General features: G+C 44.3%; 17 protein-coding genes and 2 tRNA genes. 13 read left to right on the top strand and 6 right to left on the bottom strand.

From position 1 onward, the window contains the following. Positions 1 to 89: 89 nt before the first annotated feature. The 3 genes from JW872_03105 to JW872_03095 all read right to left on the bottom strand — a co-directional run bounded on the left by JW872_03105 (position 90) and on the right by JW872_03095 (position 1588). Complete coding sequence (locus JW872_03105) at positions 90 to 926, bottom strand: restriction endonuclease (protein MBN1549624.1); 837 nt, start codon at positions 924 to 926, stop codon at positions 90 to 92. Positions 927 to 935: 9 nt separating this feature from the next. After that, positions 936 to 1415 (bottom strand): tryptophan-rich sensory protein, encoded by a 480-nt coding sequence (locus tag JW872_03100; protein MBN1549623.1) that lies wholly within the window; start codon positions 1413 to 1415, stop codon positions 936 to 938. A gap of 97 nt (positions 1416 to 1512) precedes the next feature. Next, positions 1513 to 1588: transfer RNA gene (locus JW872_03095), tRNA-Pro, on the bottom strand. An 81-nt stretch (positions 1589 to 1669) separates the two neighbouring features. Here JW872_03095 and JW872_03090 point away from each other — a divergent pair. Continuing rightward, positions 1670 to 1921: a hypothetical protein gene (locus JW872_03090; protein ID MBN1549622.1), complete on the top strand. Its 252-nt coding sequence runs from the start codon at positions 1670 to 1672 to the stop codon at positions 1919 to 1921. A 187-nt stretch (positions 1922 to 2108) separates the two neighbouring features. Here the strand turns inward: JW872_03090 and JW872_03085 are convergent. Further along, a tRNA-His gene (locus JW872_03085) sits at positions 2109 to 2184 on the bottom strand. Positions 2185 to 2313: 129 nt separating this feature from the next. Here JW872_03085 and uvrA point away from each other — a divergent pair. Then, positions 2314 to 4947 (top strand): excinuclease ABC subunit UvrA, encoded by a 2634-nt coding sequence (uvrA, locus tag JW872_03080; GenBank protein ID MBN1549621.1) that lies wholly within the window; start codon positions 2314 to 2316, stop codon positions 4945 to 4947. Here the strand turns inward: uvrA and JW872_03075 are convergent. Continuing rightward, on the bottom strand, positions 4944 to 5876 hold the full coding sequence (locus tag JW872_03075; GenBank protein ID MBN1549620.1) for a hypothetical protein: 933 nt from the start codon (positions 5874 to 5876) through the stop codon (positions 4944 to 4946). The genes uvrA and JW872_03075 overlap by 4 nt on opposite strands. Before the next feature lie 187 nt (positions 5877 to 6063). Here JW872_03075 and JW872_03070 point away from each other — a divergent pair, with 187 nt between their 5' ends. The 11 genes from JW872_03070 to JW872_03020 all read left to right on the top strand — a co-directional run bounded on the left by JW872_03070 (position 6064) and on the right by JW872_03020 (position 18234). Continuing rightward, entirely contained in the window at positions 6064 to 7038 is a 975-nt protein-coding gene (locus JW872_03070) for a hypothetical protein (protein ID MBN1549619.1), read from the top strand. A 25-nt stretch (positions 7039 to 7063) separates the two neighbouring features. Further along, complete coding sequence (locus tag JW872_03065; protein ID MBN1549618.1) at positions 7064 to 9370, top strand: hypothetical protein; 2307 nt, start codon at positions 7064 to 7066, stop codon at positions 9368 to 9370. Between the two features lie 18 nt (positions 9371 to 9388). Further along, positions 9389 to 10333 (top strand): hypothetical protein, encoded by a 945-nt coding sequence (locus JW872_03060; GenBank protein ID MBN1549617.1) that lies wholly within the window; start codon positions 9389 to 9391, stop codon positions 10331 to 10333. Between the two features lie 27 nt (positions 10334 to 10360). Then, positions 10361 to 10798 carry a hypothetical protein gene (locus tag JW872_03055; protein ID MBN1549616.1) on the top strand — a complete coding sequence of 146 codons (438 nt, stop codon included), beginning with the start codon at positions 10361 to 10363 and terminating at the stop codon, positions 10796 to 10798. A 112-nt stretch (positions 10799 to 10910) separates the two neighbouring features. Next, the gene (locus tag JW872_03050) at positions 10911 to 11387 is read left to right on the top strand and encodes a hypothetical protein (GenBank protein ID MBN1549615.1); all 477 of its coding nucleotides are present in this window, start codon (positions 10911 to 10913) and stop codon (positions 11385 to 11387) included. 25 nt (positions 11388 to 11412) lie between these two features. Then, positions 11413 to 11997 (top strand): hypothetical protein, encoded by a 585-nt coding sequence (locus tag JW872_03045; GenBank protein ID MBN1549614.1) that lies wholly within the window; start codon positions 11413 to 11415, stop codon positions 11995 to 11997. A 6-nt stretch (positions 11998 to 12003) separates the two neighbouring features. Beyond that, the gene (gene mutS, locus JW872_03040) at positions 12004 to 14601 is read left to right on the top strand and encodes a DNA mismatch repair protein MutS (protein MBN1549613.1); all 2598 of its coding nucleotides are present in this window, start codon (positions 12004 to 12006) and stop codon (positions 14599 to 14601) included. Positions 14602 to 14615: 14 nt separating this feature from the next. Further along, positions 14616 to 15449 carry a hypothetical protein gene (locus tag JW872_03035; GenBank protein MBN1549612.1) on the top strand — a complete coding sequence of 278 codons (834 nt, stop codon included), beginning with the start codon at positions 14616 to 14618 and terminating at the stop codon, positions 15447 to 15449. Between the two features lie 17 nt (positions 15450 to 15466). Next, positions 15467 to 16165, top strand: a complete 699-nt coding sequence (locus JW872_03030; protein ID MBN1549611.1) for a hypothetical protein — start codon at positions 15467 to 15469, stop codon at positions 16163 to 16165. A 33-nt stretch (positions 16166 to 16198) separates the two neighbouring features. Beyond that, complete coding sequence (locus tag JW872_03025; protein MBN1549610.1) at positions 16199 to 17020, top strand: hypothetical protein; 822 nt, start codon at positions 16199 to 16201, stop codon at positions 17018 to 17020. An 11-nt stretch (positions 17021 to 17031) separates the two neighbouring features. After that, positions 17032 to 18234, top strand: coding sequence for a glycosyltransferase family 4 protein (locus tag JW872_03020; GenBank protein MBN1549609.1), 1203 nt, complete (start codon positions 17032 to 17034; stop codon positions 18232 to 18234). On the opposite strand, the gene JW872_03015 is transcribed toward JW872_03020, so the two are convergent. After that, positions 18209 to 19099 (bottom strand): NAD-dependent epimerase/dehydratase family protein, encoded by an 891-nt coding sequence (locus JW872_03015; GenBank protein ID MBN1549608.1) that lies wholly within the window; start codon positions 19097 to 19099, stop codon positions 18209 to 18211. The two genes, JW872_03020 and JW872_03015, sit on opposite strands and share 26 nt — an antisense overlap. Positions 19100 to 19173: the final 74 nt, after the last annotated feature.

The following is a 19173-nucleotide window of genomic DNA, read 5'->3' as shown; positions in this document are numbered from 1 at the left end:
TGTCTTTCCTATCGCACGATACCCAATGCGTGCCCGCATATCACATAGCACATATTTGTAATTTCAGTAAATGGATAGATTGGAAGCTCCTAGTCAATCGCTCCAAGTTCACAGATTGACGTTGCTTCATTCATAACTTGCTCAATTTTCGTGGTGCTGAGTCGTGCTGCATGAAGTAGTTTTGTGTTGGTTTTAATGTCTTTGCACAAGATCAGTCCACGATCGATGAGCTCTTTCTTTTGTTTATTAGTAAGTGATGTAAGCGCCGTGATGGGGTGTAAACCCTCCTCGTCGATCATGCGCGCGAGCGTTGCGCCTTTTGGTCGTGACCAACTGATCATCTGCATGCCGGCGCATGTTCCATAACGATCAGCAACACTTGTGAACTTTGTGTTGGTAACAACAATTGCTTGATCTAGCTTATGCTTGTTATTTTTGGAACCTTGGGCTTGGGTGACGTCATCGAATCGTGCCTTGATGTATAGTGGAGTTTTGACGTCAGATTTCATGCGACCTTTGTGGAACTTGCATTCGACCATGAAATGCTTGTTATCCTTCTCGAGCACAATATCAACTTCATGATCAACGCATTTGCCGGTAAGTACCTGATCAACATGTGCTGTATAGCCTTTCGCTCGAAATATTTCTGCGACAAAATACTCGAATGGAAATCCAGTTGGTCCCAGGTCCACGATTGCCGATTTAAGATTGTACCGTGCCGCAATAGGTGGGTAGTCTCGTTTGAGTTTTTTGTATGCGTATGAATAGATTTTTTTTGTGGTATTAAGGTCTGGTTGCTTCAGGACCTTAGCGGTTAGCTGCTTGATTAGTGCTTTGTCTGCGCCTGCACGACGCAATGATCGCTCAAATTTTTGCGCACTAAATAGTTCTTTGTCGCCTGATGCTTTCACAATGTACTTTGCCATAGAGCCACCTTACTTTTTATTGAGTAACCATAATCCCATATTTAAGACACACGCGAATCCGACCCATACGAAATAGGGAATCAAAAAGTATGCGGCAACTGGTTCAATTTGAGCGAATGCGTTCATTGTTATGATGATGGCTACGAATAAAACGATACAATCAAGTAGTGCCACAAAGATCAGATGAAATTTGAAAAACAGAAACGACCACACAGTGTTTGCAGCAAGTTGGATGCCAAATGCGATCAAAGCATATCTGCCCTCCGGTGAGTCAAAGCCGACGTTCCATATGATATATAGTGCGACGGCCATGCAGGTATATAAAATGGACCAGACAGGTCCAAAAATCCAGCTTGGCGGAGTAAATGATGGTTTTTTTAATAGGTTATACCAGGTGCTTTGTTGGTTGGTGAACAGTACGCCCATGATGCCTGCGCCATGGCAGAGTATCAAGGCAATGATAAGGCGCCAGATATTACGAGGTGTCATATGTGTCTCCTTTGTTACATGCATACAATAGTAATTGTCTAGCACAAAAGGAGAGAGTGAGTGTAGGGTTTGATGGAAAGAGGGAGGAGGAATCTACTGGTCGGGGCGGCCAGACTCGAACTGGCAACCCCTCGCTCCCAAAGCGAGTGCGCTACCAATTGCGCCACGCCCCGACAAATCTGTGATTGATACTGCATACTGTAACGGTTTTGCTGGACGAATGCAATATCGACATTTGGTTACTTAGGATCACAATGACGGTTACCATGATGATGCGATTTTCCTGTGATCATGAGCACGCCAAGGAAGATCAAAAACAAGGGTACAATATACGTGCGGATCAGGGGCCAGATGTCGATCTGTGTACCCAAGAACGCATTGGCGGTCATGGCCAAGCCGACAAGGATGAATGCCGATCCAAAGAAATACTTACCAAGGCTATCGTGATTCATGCAACATCTCCTTTGATTAATCGTGATACCATTCAGTATGTGATGCTTGATTGAGCAGATGCAGACCGACATAGAACGCTAACGCTGCGGGGATCAGTTTGAGGCCAATCAAGAGTATGAGAAAACAAAGATGTAATGAGCTGATGAGGATGCTGCCTGCAATGATCAGGCCGCATGTGATAAGCAGTACGCCGAGTATCTGTTGACTTGTTTTGTACATGCGTGGGTCCCGAAAGGAATTTGGGGTGAATGGTGGGAATCGAACCCACGACCACCAGAGCCACAATCTGGTGCTCTACCAACTGAGCTACATTCACCATATAATGCGGACAAGTGTACGTACTTTAGGGTAAAAATCAACTTCTCATTTTCCTATCCACTATAGCATTTTTAGGGCTGTTTGATAGACTATTCGTAGTCATTAATCTCTCATTTTTAGCCTTACTATGAAACGAACAAAGATCGCAGCTCATGAGATAGCTTCAGCATCCGTATCGTCCAAACGCCAGTTCAGGGACTGGATCACGATTGTTGGTGCTCGCGAGCATAATCTCAAAAACATTACCGTTCGAGTTCCTAAAGGAACGTTGACCGTGGTTACGGGGCCATCAGGATCAGGTAAAAGCTCTCTGACGCTTGATATTCTGTTTACCGAAGGTAAGCGTCGCTACATGGAATCACTGTCGTCTTATGCTCGACAGTTTTTGGGCATTGCACGACGTCCCGATGTTGACGTTATCGAAGGGCTTTGTCCGTCGATTGCGATCGAGCAAAAAACAGTCGGTTCTAACCCTCGTTCTACCGTTGGTACGATCACAGAAATTTATGATTATTTACGTGTTCTCTTTGCACGAGTAGGGAGACCGCGTTGTCCAGAATGTAAAACGCCAATCCAGCCAGAATCTCCTGATGCGATCACATCGATGATTATGGACCAGTTTAAGGGATTAGTGATCACGATCTCAGCTCCTATAGTGCACGCTAAAAAGGGCGAATTTGTACATCAGCTTGTCGACCTTTTTCAAAAAGGATTTTATCGTTTCCGTGTAGACGGCATGCTTTGTAAATTTAAAGTTGTAGATGAGATTAAGAAATTAAAGCTCGAGAAAACATATAAACATACCATTGATCTTTTGATTGATTCGGTTGCTGTTGAAGATCTAGAGCGTGGGCGCATTAACGAGGCTGTAGAAAAGTCTTTTGAGATTGCTCGTGGTATGTGCAAAATCACAGTTGGTGATCAGGAATATCTGTACTCATCAAGTCGCATGTGTCTCAACTGTGCACAATCGTTTCCAGAGCTTGAGCCGCGATTTTTCTCATTTAACTCGCCCGTTGGGGCCTGTGATACATGTAACGGGCTTGGTGTGACCCATGAATGGCCGTGGGATAAGAACGATCCCGAGGCCTGGCGTATGGAGTATCCAGAGTATTTTCTTGATAAATATGCAACCGAGCATACGTGTCCTGGATGTATGGGCAAACGTCTCAACAAGCATGCCCTCTCAGTGACAGTCGGCGGTAAAGACATCATGGAGCTTGGTGACCTGTCGATTGAACAAGCGCTTGTCTTTTTCAACGATCTTTCGCTCTCATCTACTGAAACAACGATTGCCGAAGGTGCAGTTCGCGAGATCATTCGTCGGCTTACCTTCCTGGAGGAGGTAGGTCTAGGCTATCTCAGTATCAATCGTACGGCACGTACACTTTCTGGTGGCGAAGGCCAACGAATTCGGCTTGCTACACAGATAGGCTCTGCTCTCAGCGGAGTATTATATATCCTTGATGAACCAAGTATTGGCTTGCATCAGCGAGATAATGACCGCCTGATTCAGATGCTTAAGCGTCTGCGTGATCAAGGAAATACGGTTCTTGTGGTGGAGCATGATCTGGACACGATTAGACAGGCTGATTATGTGATTGATATGGGACCAGCGGCGGGAGTTCATGGTGGGCAGGTAATTGCTGCAGGGACTCCGGATGAGATTGCATTACATCCATTGTCTCTCACCGGTTCTTATGTGGCGGGGGTAAAATCGATTCCTGTTCCACGTTTGCGCCGTAGACCAAAGGGATGGCTTGTCATGAGAGATTGTTCGCGAAATAACCTTAAAAATATTGATGTCTCGATTCCTCTCGGGGTCATCTGTGGGGTATCCGGCGTATCTGGTTCAGGAAAAAGTTCTCTAATTATGGAGGAGCTCGCAGCCAGACTTCATAGAGAATTGATGAGGCCGCGACGGGATGCAGATCATTCGCCAGTGGATACATCAGCCAATGACCTTGAGGGCGCTGATATGCTGGGGGCGATGGTGGTGATAGATCAGAGCCCTATCGGGAGGACGCCTCGCTCTAATCCAGCGACGTATCTTGGGGTATTTGATCAGATTAGGACACTGTTCTCGCAGCTTCCTGAAAGTAAAGCTCGAGGGTTTAAGCCAGGACGGTTTAGTTTCAACGTTAAGGCGGGTCGCTGCTTTGAGTGTGATGGTGACGGAGTTAAAAAAGTATCTATGCAGTTTATGCCTGATGTGGTTATGACCTGTAAGATTTGTAGGGGTAAGCGGTACAATGCTGAGACCCTGGCGATTACATATAAGGGTAAAAATATCGCCGATATCCTTGCCATGACCGCTACGGAGGCATTACCGTTCTTTGAGGCACATAAACATATCGCAAAACGATTACAGCTCATGTGTGATGTTGGTCTTGGCTATGTCCAACTAGGGCAACCGTCAACGACTCTCTCTGGTGGCGAGGCGCAGCGTATTAAGCTGGTTGACGAGCTTGCAAAACGTGGCAATGAAACTCTCTACATTCTCGATGAACCAACAACCGGGCTCCATAACAGTGACATCGAAAAGTTGCTTATGGTGCTTAAGCGCCTGGTCGACAAGGGCAATTCTATGATTATCATTGAGCACAATCTCGACGTACTCAAGACTGTTGATTACCTAATCGATCTTGGCCCAGAAGGTGGCGACAAGGGCGGCATGGTAGTCGCGGAAGGTTCACCAACTAAGGTAGCTCTCTCTGCACATAGTCACACGGGTCTTTATCTCAAGGCAGTTCTTAGTTAATTTCTCTTATTTGGATCTTCTACGCTATATGCGGGAGGACCATCATATGCCGGGGGTGGGATTTCGCGATCGTAGGCAGGCGGAGGCTCATATGCAGGTACATAGTACAGAGAATTGTCTTCTTCCATAAGTGGAGCTGTTGGTTGTGGTGGTAGCTGGGCTTGGTATTGAGCTTGTTGTTGCTGCTGTTGGAGTTGGTTAATGATCTGTTGTTGTTGGGCAAGCTGGGCAGCTTGGCTCGCTTGGATCTGCTTGATACGCTCATCCTGTTCTTTTTGGTTCTTTTCTTGTAGATATTCATATGACGTTCGTAGTTGGGAGAGCGAGGCTCTCATGCGGCCGATAGTATCGCTGAGGAGCTCTTGCACTTGATGAATATTACGTCGGTTGCAAATCTGGGCTTCTGTTTTTGATGTTAGGCGATGCTGGTACCATAAAAGCCAGCCCATGGCATTTTTGAGCCTATTTTCGTAGTGCAAGAATGGGTATTTGGTTACGCTGCCATATGCAGAGCACCAATCGAATGATCTGAGAAATTCCATCAGTGTATCATGTTCTTGTTCTTCATAGCGGGCATGGGCGTCCAGAACGGCCTGTTTGAATGCTGCTGACTGTTGGGTAGTATCGAGCGTAGTTCCCAGAAGATTGAACATTTTTTCATACCTATAATGATAGTGCGAGAGTAGCTCGTTGGCTTCTTGCAAGAGGGTATCAGTACTTTTAAGCTGGAACCTGATCCAGCGTCCTATCCGGTACCAGACAGGGGCACTAATGAGAATGACGGCAGTAACAGTGATAGCCGCCTGGAAAGCCGTGTGAAAATGGCGAAGCTCTTGTGGTTGTCGTCTATGAAGTACGCAAGAGGTGGTGCCTGTGAATGCTACAAGAAGTGAGCAAATCAGGAGTAGGTGACGTATATGGAGATTCATAGCGGTCCTTTCTTCTGAATACAGGAGATTGAAGTAACGTAAGCTTATGCCTACCTATTGTCAATACTTATGACTCGGGAGAAATGCCTTACAACAGGGCATAATTGAGGCATGCCTTTGACGACATATGTGGGCTTGATAAACTGATCAATGAATGGATATAGAGCATGAAATGGAGGTAATGATAATGAAACACAGATATTCAATGCTTCTCCTCATATTCTTGATGGCTTGGAGTCCAGTCTCTGTCATCGCATCTGTAGCAGGACAGGGTGTAGCTGAGGTTCAGGGTAGTTCTGGTCAGGTATCGAAGGTTAAGGTATCTGATAGCTGCGCTTATCAGTTTGACTACCAGGAAAATATAAATCATAAACGGGTTATTAATCCCTTAATGCACTCTGGTGTACAGGCTGGGGTTACGTCTGCACGTAACAAGACCTGGTTGTATTATACTGGTAGTACCGTAACGGTTGTCGGCGCTGCGGCGCTTGTCTATGCCGCATATGGGCACCATCTTCCAGGATACTTTGGACACGAACCATGGTTAGGGAATCAGCTGCAAGCGCAACCAGTGGGTGCTGCGGCCATAGGTGCTTTATCTCAGCATGGGCCGATTAAATGGATTGGACCAGCATCGTTTTTGAACCATTTAGGTGCATCTACTGCCTGGACCAATAACCTTATGAAGGCATCCCAGAAATTATTTTGGTCGGGAATTTCCGGATTTGCTTTATATGCATCTGGCTTAGATGTGGTTGCAAAAAATGTTAAGAACTGGGCCTCTGATATTGCTTATCCTGAGTCTGTCTTGAGGAAGTCGAAAAAGGCTCTTGATGATCTTGAAGCCTATGTTGAAGACCTAATGGAAGTTGGCGAAATTACGCCTATGGTATTTGACACGCTTATTGACAAAATCAATAAGGCAACCAAGGCGCTTGAGGCTTCTATAGGCTTTGTCCAATATACGATTGGTAAAAATTCTGATATGGTGAAACAACCAAAATATAACTGTTTTTACCGTTATATTGCCTATGGTATGTATCCGAAATTAAATAAGGTTCTTGCTCAAGCTGATAATGGATCAATCGATATGAATGAAGTCCACAGAATCGTTGCTACGATTGCACGGGAGTCGGATGCATTCTTCAAAAAAATGGTTTAGTAAGAATTGATGAGGACGGACAATTATGAATACGTTCAAACGTCTAGCTAGTTTGTTTCTTGTATGGATTATGCTATTGCAAATGCCGGTTGCTCTTGCACAGGACAGTGCTATAACCGCTGCAGATATTGCGAGTATCAGTGATCTTGAGCTTGAATCAAATGAGGCTCTTGCTCAAGAATTAGCACCAACCAAATTGCCTTCTGTATATGAGGTTCTTGCCTATGAAATGCTTCCAGCTGAAGCGTTTCAACCTAACTTCAAGGAACAAGAATTTTTGGCAGAAACCGGCAACTATAAAGCCTTAATGAAACCCAAGTTGGGGCATGCTCAAAAAACAGCAACAGTGTTACAGCTTTTCTGGGAAGCTGAGCAAAAAAATGTGAAGCAAGCTCTCGGTCGGACGCGGCGTATTGTTGGTGATGATACCCGTGCAGATCTTGAGACCTTTGTTAAAGGTAATCTTTTTAAAGCAATTAACAGAACCAAGTCTATCTTTGGTGAGGTCGCATTGGCAGGGATGTTGGTTGAATCTCGTGATACCATCGATGTTCTTCAAAAACGTCAAAATGTTGTAAAGCAACTTGTCCATGACCAGGCGTTGTTTGATGCGCTTGATCATACTATGGACAGTGTCAAAGTTGCTGAAGATTCTTTCTTACCATTCTTTTTAGATGCGCGTTATGGACGCCAACAAATGGCAAGTCAATTTTATACAAGTTCCACAATAGAATCATATCGTGAGATTCCCGGACTTGGTGAAGTGCTCTATCATGCAGCAAAGCCTGCAACGGATCGTTTAGACAAGAGTCCTGGCGCGTTGTTTGCGATTAATGTGTGGGACAATATAAATAGTCCTTTTAGTACGATTGCGTGGCTGACCTTTGCGTGGCCGGCATGGAAAGCTCTTGGTCAGGGGTTGGGAGCGGGTAGATCTGCGGCTCGACGTCTTGTGACTTCGCCGCTACAACAGATGCGCTATGGAGCGGCAGGTTTTGTTTCTGGATTGGCAGCTCTACGGGCGGCTCCTGGTAATATTTCTGCCCTAGTTCCTGGATCAATAGCTCAGTTTGCGGGCGCTCATCTTCCTGGAGCTGTGGCTACTTCGGCCGTAGGCGGCATAGGTATCCTTTTTGGTGCCATCTGGTTGCATAGGAAAGTAGAAGGCTTGCGTAAGGGTACCGAATATATCAAAGATACCCCAAAGACGATTGGTAACTTCTTTAAAAACTGGAGAGCTACCGTTGCAACCCAAAAGGGCTTACAAGAAGATCTTATGACGCTTGCACGTACGCTTGATGAGATGGAAGTCGTTGCAGATCTATTGGAAGATCAGCCTGGTATTGTTCGTGCTGTTCCTGAGACACAGTTAATTATGCGTTTATTTGCACTCAAAAAAGATACAAATGCCGATCACAAAAAATACAAAATTTCTGAAGATGTCCGCGAACTCGTTTCGCTTCTTAAGACCGGGACATTTAAAGGTGAAAGTTCATTCTTCTCTAACTCAGGACGTATCTTTGCTGCAAACCGTCTGATGTTTGAAACCCGTTATTTCTGGGTCAAGATCTTTCAGGCGTTAGGTAAGCTTGACGCGTACTTGTCTGCTGCTCGTTTAGTCAAAGAATTTGAAGCAGAACGTGTAACGTATTGTTTCCCTGAGTTTGTCGATGCATCAACGCCATACCTTCATTTGGAAGAATTCTGGAGTCCATTGGTAAATGCACAGACAGTTGTTCCCAATACCATTACCATGGGCGGCTCTGATGCAGCACGCAACGTAATACTTACGGGTCCTAACACAGGTGGCAAATCAACCATCAGCAAGGCAACTGCGCTAGCATTAGTCATGGCACAGTCGCTTGGTATAGCACCGGCACGTCGTGCAGTGTTAACTCCATTCAGCACAATCATTACGTATATGGATGTGTCTGATGATGTACAACGTGGATTATCATTGTTTGCTGCCGAAGTAAATCGCGCAAAAATTCTTTTGCATGCAATTATGTCGATGCCACGCGAAGCATTTACCTTCTGTATTATCGATGAAATGTTCAGGGGTACAGCTCCTGATCAAGCTGAAGAGCTTTCACATTGGTATGCACAGCAGCTTGGTAAATTACCATCGAGTATGTGTATTCATGCAACGCACTATTCTGGCATGATTGCATTGGAATCTGAAGGGCAAGGATCGTATAGAAATTATAAGGTGGAAATTACCAAACATGCAGATGGTTCACTAGAGCGACACTATGTTCTTGAACCAGGGTGGACGCGCCATAACATTGCTCCCGATATTCTCAAGGAGCAAGGACTTATTGGTGTACAGTAAACGGAAAGGTTATTCGATATGCAATTGTTCAGAAAGCTATTGGTTGTATGTATAGTACTCCAATCATTTGGTGCGTGCGGCAATGAACTCCATTTTGCTCGTCCAAGCGTCGCACGCATCAAAGAAGAACGTGCTCATATTGAGAGCGCACACAGCAAGGGACTTTGGATTGGTCGTGTCGTCAATGCGGGTGTTCTAGGTGCATTGATCTATATGACCGTTCCAGGAGTATACAGAACAGTCAAAGGTTGGGTGCGACCGGCTGAACAACAGCAAGAGTCAGTTATAGGGCCTGAAGGAGTAGTTCGCGTTGTCGGTTTGCAAGATCTCGTATTGGCGACGCAGGTGCAGGAATTGCGGGGCGACGTGCAAAGAATGAATGAGCATCTTGCCCATGTCGAGCCATGGAGTTTTGGCCAACGTTTGGTTAATGCTGGCATGGCTTATGCAACAAATACAGCAACCGTGGTTACCTATGGTGGACTTGGTGTTGCTGCCATGATCTATTCGGCACGTTTACACCGCTGGATGGAACAGTTGTTTGATGGTGAAGCCGTTTACGAAAGCATTGAGCTATTCCTTAAGCACGAAACCACTCTTGACGAGGCTGAACGTCTATTAGGCGACTATTCAAGGTATCTTGGAGAAAGTTTTATTGCGCCTATAGATCGTGAGTATTTGGTTGATGCGATCACCAATACTATCAAGACTGTGGTCCATGACGTAGAAAAGATATCTGCATTTTTATCATTCCGTTCACGTGAGTTAAAACGTCAGGGTGATAATGCCCTAGAGTTGTGTCGCATCAACAAGTTTTTGGTTAAGCAGCATGTACCTGCGTTTATCACGGCACTCGAAGATACACTAAATGGCAGATGTGATGGAGATGCCCACGAGTTGATTGATGAATTCTTTAAAGTATTGAACCGCGAATTGATTCGTGTTCGTTTAACTGAGCAATAATGGTAAAGCGCAGCGCTAAGGATGGATATGAAGCGAATAATTCTTGTATTTTGGTTTGGTGTGGTGGCTGCATCTGCTACATATGAGATTGAGAATGATCGCATTGATATGACCAGTGCGCATGATAGTAAGATTGCTAACAATTTAGTGAGCGATGAAGTAGCAGATACCAAACAGAATACACGCAGAATAGGGTTGGTTGCAGCTGTTGCAGGATCATTGATAGGTTTGCTGTTACTACCACGTAAATGGGCGATTGCTCACGCATTTAGAGAAGCAAAGACTAGAAATTGTTATGATAAGAAATGTGATGGAAGAGTCTGGTGGCGTCCCTTGCTGCCGCGCAAATGTTATAAAAAAGGTGATCTCAGACCGCACGCGGGACATTTTCACTACTCATTCTGGTATGAGTGGCTTGTGATTAGTCGGTGGTATGATCGACGAGATTATGAGAGTGTTTCATAGACAAAAAGTACTCAAAAATAAGGCCGAGAAATCGGTCTTATTTTTTGTCTTTATCATAAAATAAGTTACAATCTTCTAGAAGTTCTTCTCATCCTTTTTCAAAGGAGAATCCATGAAAGTTTTGTGGTTAGGTATAGTATTATTAGGTGTTACGCCATGCGTGTCTGCTGACGAGATTGAGCATGCGCCAACCCAGCAAGAAATCCAGCAGAATAAACGTCATGTTTACAGCAAGGCGATACTCTGGGCGGTTATCATGGGTTTGATTGGGCGCGATTTTCACATGTACACGCGATTTCAATGTAGGTGGGCACGCGATCAATTTGTGATACCGGGACCGAGCGATGATGAGACCTTTTCTGCACAAACTTGGCGCATTATTCAAGAGGATGTAAAACGCATAACACTAGCCAAGGGAATTTCATTAGAGGGACGAATCCCGCTCACAGCTCGTATTATTTTTGCTCTTTTTGGGTTTCCATTTGTTGTGAAGTACACATATGATGCATGGCGCGAGGCATATGATACGTACATGCACCAATCACGGCATTCAATGCTCAAACCAAACCTTGTTGATAATGTTGCGTAAATTATAAGAATATGAGGAGTTATTCATGCGTCGTATTTCTTTTTATGTAAGTCTTGCGGTCTTCTTCACTATTGTGCAGGTAGATGCAGTTGATCAGGTAAAAGGTGAAGTTGCTCTTGAAATGGTAACTGAACCAGGCATTGTCCAAGAAGATTTCAAGCGCTGGTTGCCGGGATTAGTGAGTTTGGGTGTCCTAGCGCTAGTGGCTCCTAGTGTGAAGGTATGGGGCGGTGGTGTCACTGAGGACATTGCCCGCTTATACACAGATATGCGGAAAAATTGTTACTACGAGTCTGTGTGCTTGTCTGATGAGAAGACTAGATGTGCAATTTGTGGTCCGACCAGATCCTCTTTAGCCGTTATAAAATTAATTGCTCCGGTGGGATACGTAAACGGTGGCTGTCAAAGTGCAGATCATCGAACATTATGGGGTAGTTTCGTTTATCGTTTCCTGGGTGATAAAGAAAATCGTGCATTTTATAGCATGTTACTGGTGTTTGTATACGGCGTCTATGATCTCGCGCGCACAGTCATCGTTACGGGACATGATATTGTGCAAACAGTTCGCAATAACAGATCAACTGAGGATCAAGGTGACATTACTGCGTAGATGACCATGAAAAACCACACCCCGTTGATGCAGCAATATTTTTCGCTTAGAGATCAATACCAGGGGTGTTTGCTCTTTTTTCAAGTTGGTGATTTTTATGAACTCTTTTTTGAAGATGCCAGAGAGGCATCTTCTTTTTTAGGAATTGCATTAACAAAACGTGGTACGCATAAAGGGGAGCCTATTCCTCTATGCGGTGTTCCTGTGCATGCGCTTGATCATTATCTTGTGAAACTTATTAAAGGTGGATACAAAGTGGCGGTATGTGATCAGCTTGAAGAGGCCATTCCTGGCAAGGTCGTGAAACGTGGTGTTACGCGCGTCCTAACGCCGGGTACGTTGACTGATACCCGCATGCTTGATGAAAAATCCGCATCATATCTCATGGTATGTACAGTTGAAGGTGGTACCTGGGGGCTGATCTGTGTTGAGATACTGACGGCACAAGTGTATGCGACAACCGTGTCTTATGGTGATAGTAAAACATTAGAATCAGAAGTTGCGCGGTTCTTTCCTGATGAGGTGATTGTTTCGGAGGATACGAATGCTCGTGAACTTCGTACCTGGTTTCAAAAATCAGGGTACTTTGTAACGGCTGTCGTTGCTGCTGAGTGTGAACCGTTCGAGACGGTTCGCGGATGGATATCGCGACAGTTTGCGCGAGAAAAAGTCTCTACACTATACGAACATGCAGCACTTCGTTCTTCATTGTCCTTGCTCTACGCGTACCTGAAAAAGCACCATCATCAAACGCTTGAACAGCTCAAGGCATTACATATCTACAAACCAGAAGATTTTCTTTTGCTAGATCCAGCTACATTACGCAATTTAGAAGTGCTTCAAAATAACCAAGACGGTGGTCGTGCTCATACATTGTGCGCGCACCTTGATCGTGCGATTACGGCGATGGGTTCGCGTATGATAAAAAAATGGCTTGTGCGTCCTTTATTGCACAAGCAGTCACTGGAGCAGCGGCATGATGCGGTTAGCTCGTTGATACACAACTATGGCATATCAACGCAATTGACCAAGGCATTGCGGTCTGTTGGCGATCTAGAGCGGGTGATTGGTCGCATTGCTCTTAATCGCGCTACTGTACATGATTATCTAGCGCTTAAGCAATCACTGGAGTTTTTCCCCGAGATTCAACAATCATTATCTGGTATGGAGAGTGTGTTATTACAGATGCTTTCATCACAAATTCGCATGCCGCAGGTCGATACATCTACAACATTATATGATCTTTTGCATGCAGCAATTAATGATGACACATCACTCGATTGTGTTATCAAACAAGGATTCAATGGGCGCTTAGACCAATTGCGCGAGATTGCCCAGTCCAGTACTACTAAGATTCTTGAACTAGAAAAACGTGAACAAGCATTAACCGGAATTGCATCGCTTAAGGTTCGTTACAATCAGGTGCATGGTTATTATATCGAAGTGACCAAGCCAAACCTACACTTAGTTCCTGAGCGGTATGTTCGCCAGCAAACGCTGGTTGGTAAGGAGCGGTTCATGACGCCAGAACTTCGTGTATTACAGGGTGAGATTGTGACGGCCAATAACGAGCTTTCATCAGTAGAGCAAGAAGTATTTTTGACAGTCAAACAAGAAGTGAGTCGCCATATTACTATGTTGCGTCAGGCGGCATATGCTTTAGCTCACGGTGATGCGATTTTGAGTTTTGCGCGCGTTGCTCAGGAGCATGGGTATACCCGTCCCCAGATGCATGATGGCAATGATATAGAGATTGAGCATGGTAAGCATCCGGTTATTGCTTCGTCGCTTGGCCATCAGTTTATTACGAATGATACACAACTTACTGACACGTCATCATTTTGGATCATAACCGGTCCAAACATGGGTGGAAAGTCTACGTATTTACGTCAGGTTGCATTGATTTGTTTAATGGCACAGTGTGGGGCGTTTGTACCGGCACGTAAGGCTTCGTTACCGTTGCTTGATCGCATTTTTACGCGCATTGGTGCTGGAGACAATTTAGCCGAAGGTAAAAGTACCTTTTTAATTGAGATGGAAGAAACGGCGCTTATTTGTTCACAGGCAACAGAACGCAGTTTGGTAATTTTAGATGAAGTTGGTCGTGGTACAAGCACGTTTGATGGGCTGGCATTAGCGCATGCAATTGTTGAGTATCTCGTACAGCGGGTTAAGGCGCGATGTTTGTTTGCGACCCATTATCATGAGCTTACCTCGTTGCAGTATGAATTGCCTGGTATTGTCAGTTATTATGCTGCAAGTAAGCGTTCAGACTCTGGTATTGTGTTTCTCTATAAGATGCTGCAGGGCGTAGCTGATAGAAGTTTTGGTATTGAAGTTGCCAAGCTTGCACAGTTGCCTGACGAAGTTATCATACGTGCAACGGTTTTAGTTGATGCGATGAAGCAAGGGAATGTTGGTTCTGGTGCGCAGGTGCATAGTGATACGATTCGCCATTTAGAGATATTGGTCCATTCTCTGCAGCAGGAGCTTTCGCATAAAAAAGAATTGCTCGCGCGATTGGAGCAATTAGATTATGATCAGCTGTCGCCAAAGCAGGCGTTCGATGTGTTATGGAATTTTAAATCTACGTTGAAGTTATGAAAAAGGGTGTCTCAATGAAAATTAAATATCTCGTTATGATGACCGGTCTTTTCGTCGTGCGCTCAGCATCAGCTGGCCATTTTTTGACGAAGGTCATGGCATGTTTCCATGTACTCTTATTAAGTCTTGGTAGTGGAGCGGGTTTATCAAAAACTCGCCCCATGTTTCCTTCTAAATTTCCTGTCGAAATTTCAGGAATAATGGCAAGGGAGATGGAAATGGATAGGGCATCGCTTGAGATTGGCGAGAGAACATACGATGAGTATATGCGCTTATGCAGAGGTAATGAGATCCCTGCGTATGATGTATCACTTGTAGAACCCGAAAACCCTTATGGTGAGCGAGCATGGTATTGTCAGCAGCTTAGTGAGGCGATGCGGCTTGATACGGCGAAATCTACAGTAATGCGAGAAAGGCAGTTTAGTGGTAAGGTTGCAACTGATGCGTGGACTTTGCGTAGATGGCTGCTTAAGAGAGCGGATTATCAGGGGTTCGGAAGTGAGGTTTCATATAGAGATTCTCAGCATATTTCTGGAGTACTTCTGCGCCTGTTTTTGGATGACGTTGAAGGAAAATTTTCTGACTGGTCGGATAGAGATGAGCAAACGTTGGAGCGTCTTGGTTTAGTTGTGCGAACTCCTGAGCATGGGGTTCCTGTATTTACAGAACGTTTTGAAGTTTTAAAGAAAAACTTCAAAGAGGTGTTGTGTGGTAAGCGAACTGAGCAGACGGGTTGTATGGCGCCGCTGATTGAGATGGTACTAACACAATCTCGATCTGGAGCAAATAGTGACAGGCTTGATGCTCTAAGGAATTATGTAATGAGCGAGGAAAAAACGCATTCATAACACTGGAGGACTGAACCATGACGAAGCGACTGTATGGGATAGTAGTGGTGATAGCGGCATGTTGTCCTCATAGCGCCTCAGCGGGCCTATGGGCATATGCTTCGGCATTATTATGTGGATTATTAGCAATAGGTAGTCCACAGGCACAGCAGGCTATGCTAGAAAAGCATGCCGTGACGCTGTATCACGGATATTGTTTTCCTGTGACCGAAAATGTCTCTGTTTCTCCGGCATTAGTACAAGCATCAATACGTGCGCTTGATCTTGCTGAAATAGGGGCTGAGATGGATGTCTGTGAAGCGCTTCATGTTGCATATGAAGGCATGCCAGGATGGTATGAGGGGAGTGAAAACATCGAAAGAGTCGTGCAGATGGTTAAACATCATGAGACTTGTGTTAAAAAAATAGCGTACCGTGAGGCTTTAGAACGGTTGCCTCAGGATCGTGTGGCTTTATTGTTGTTACGGGGAATGCAGGGAAAATTAGATCCAAAGGAGCTAGCTGATGAAGATGTCAGTATACTGCGTGCAACTGGCTTCATCAGTGAAAGAAATGATCGATTCGATGATGGTCGGTTCGGTGGTTTGAGAGAGCATCTTGTACGATGCTTACGAGGTAAACAATCAAATCCAACGCTCATTGGTGCGCTGGTCGATATGATGCGTGAGCGCGCAGTATGGGATGAAGGGTATGGGCGGCAGCTTGCGGAGTTATGAAAGTGACAATACTGTAATTCATAGGATCGTTGTATGAAGAAAAGGTGGGCTATAGGTTTGTTGGCAATTGTTTATTCTAGTTCTAGCTATGCTCTCCCTAAGTGGTTGACGGCGTGTTGTTTCGGTTGGTTGTTGTTATTATCCGGCGTACACGCAGAGCAACGTAATCTAACCGGTGCGATAGAACAAGATCATCCAGTAGCCCAACAAATGATAGATGATAATAGGCTGGATGCATGGGGTGATATGCTCGAACAGGTATATCGTGCAGAGTGTCTTGATATTGAACCGGGAAGATTGAGACAAGATGAGATAAGATACATTTTAGCATTACATGAGTTGCCTCGTTCGGCGCGTGATGTTTCCTATTGTGAAGCACTGCACGTTGCGGCAGATTCATCGGCAAGTTTGTCGCGTGTTCCAAGAGCCATGAGGCAGGGTGCAACTAATTTTAGACGGCACAGGCACATAATGGATAAAGCAATAAGGACATTGGCTTCTGTTCATGATAAGGATAGCCTTGTGGAGCTCTTGTTGCATGGGATAGAAGATGAAGGTTGGCAGTCGCGGCCCTTAAATATGCGCGAAATGGAATTACTGGAGCGGTTAGATTTTGTGCGAATTAACAGGGAAGAACGAATAATAGCATCTAACAGTGAGCGGCTTGCTGGGCTTGCCCTATCATTGTACATGCACGTGGGGCAAGGCGAGATATTAAGGGATTCTTTTTTTGATCCATTCGTAAAATTTGTTGTTAATAATGTGGAACACAATGATGGCAATTCTGCTCGATTTCAGGCATGGTTAGCCAGATATCATGAAGGATTCCAGGACAAAATGTCGCTGAGAAAATAGTAGACTTTGAGATGAAAAGAATCCTGTATTTGAGATCAGATTATTCCGATGTTCCACTTTACGGCGGATCAATGGTGCATATGACTGGTGTTATCAATGCATTAGCTCGGAGAGACGTTATTGTTACTGCAGCGTTACCATTCCCATTTAAGCATTTATCGTTTGATGCCTCGGTTAAACTGATACGATTGAAGCGTCCGCCGATTTTCCCCAGATTTCTCTGGAGAATTACGTGTTTTTTGGGAAGTCTTTGGTACCCATGGCAATTACGAAAAGTGATTCAAAAAGAAGCCTTCGATTATATCTATTATCGGTATGCATTTATGGATCTAACGGCGGTGGTATTGAAGTGGATATTTAATATCCCCATCATCATGGAGTATAACGGCTCAGAAGCTTGGATTGATAAAGAATTGCGACCTAAAGGGGAGATCAAATTTGGATGGCTGGCAAGTTTTGTTGAGCGTATAAACTTAAAATCTGCGGATCATATTATTGTTGTATCTGATGTATTAAAGGATGAGTTGCTTCAGGTTGGTATTGATGGATGCAAAATTCTTATGAACCCAAACGGCGTTGATACTGATGAATTTGATCCAAAAAATTGTGAGGATATGCGCAATAAAATGCGACGAAATCTTAATATTGAGGGGAAATTTGTCTTTTGTTTTGTCGGATCATTTTCTCGATGGCATGGGATTAATATACTGGAACGTATGGTGCCTGAAGTGGTTCGTGAAAATAAACGAGCGCATTTTTTGTTTATAGGGGATGGGGAATTTCGTCAAAATCTTGAACGGACGATGGCGGACCGTGGCCTTTGTGGTTCAGTAACTTTTACCGGAAATGTTACATATCCTAATGTGAGAGCATATATTGCGGCCAGTGATGTGTGTCTTTTGCCTGCGCAGTCAGATGTGCGCAAAAAGTATTATTGTTCACCTATAAAACTTTTTGAATACATGAGTATGGAAAAGCCTGTTATTGTTTCCAATCTTGAGCAAATAGCACAGGTAGTGGATGGGCCGCAGCCTTGTGGATTTGTTGTGCGATATGATATGGCTGATGAATTTGTTAAAGCGGCTAGAGCCTTGAGTGATGTAGCATTTTCAGACTACGTTCAAATGGGGAAAAGTGCACGAAATCGGGTTGTGAATGGCTATACGTGGATAGGTCATGTAGGCCGGATTATTGATTTTGTACAACGGAATTAAGTAAGCTATCCAAGGTATGATCTAGTTTGGAACAATCAGCAACTGAGTGATAAATGTCGCACTCTCGCTTTGGGTGAAAGCGTATTATGGATTTGGAATTGGGGAACGTTGATTTCAATTTATCGACTATTTGAAGCAAGGGCGTTGCTTGCCCACTTCCAACATTATATGTGGCGCACTTAGGCGTATTTGCGAGTAGGAGAAGAAGGCTAGTAAGTACCACCTGATCAACATGTACAAAGTCACGAACTTGAGTTCCATTTCCGAAAATATCTATAGGACGGTTTTGTTTCATATATGATGAAAGGGTGTGTAAAAGCCCGAACGTTTCATGATATACATTAAAGTAGCGAAGACATATGATCCTTAATTGGCAGATCGTACTATACAATTGACAATAATTTTCAGCTGCGAGTTTGCTTGCTCCATATAAAGAAATAGGCTCGCATGCGAAATTTTCGCGGCAAGCGGTTTTTTGTTCTCCATACACAGCAGCCGATGACGAGAAAACAAGAGTGCCTACTTTATTTATTTTGCATGCCTCGAGTAAATTGATGGTTCCCGTTACGTTTGTTTTGTAAATATGACTATAAGGCCCTCGAGTAATTGCGGCTGTATGAAATACAATATCAATGTCTTGTGTTGCGTCTAGGCATACGGGTAATTCTGTTATAGAACCAGAAATATACCTATCCGAAGTTGGTGACGGCTCTTCTGCGATATCAAGTAATGTGACGTATGCATTAAGAGCAGTTAACGCATTGTGTAAATGAGTGGCGATATGTCCTTTCCCACCGGTGATAAGGATCATTTTGTTGGCATAAAACTGTTTGAGAAGGGGCGTTGGGAAGAGATTTGGTTGCATAAAAGATTGATCGTTTATTTGAGTTATAAATTTTAAGAATTACACTACCTCTGTCCAGATGATACTTTGCAATA

The organism is Candidatus Babeliales bacterium, from assembly GCA_016929235.1.
Classification (GTDB): domain Bacteria; phylum Babelota; class Babeliae; order Babelales; family JABCYS01; genus JAFGJD01.
The sequence above is the reverse complement of the archived record's forward strand: the minus strand, read 5'-3'. Positions and strand labels throughout refer to the sequence as shown.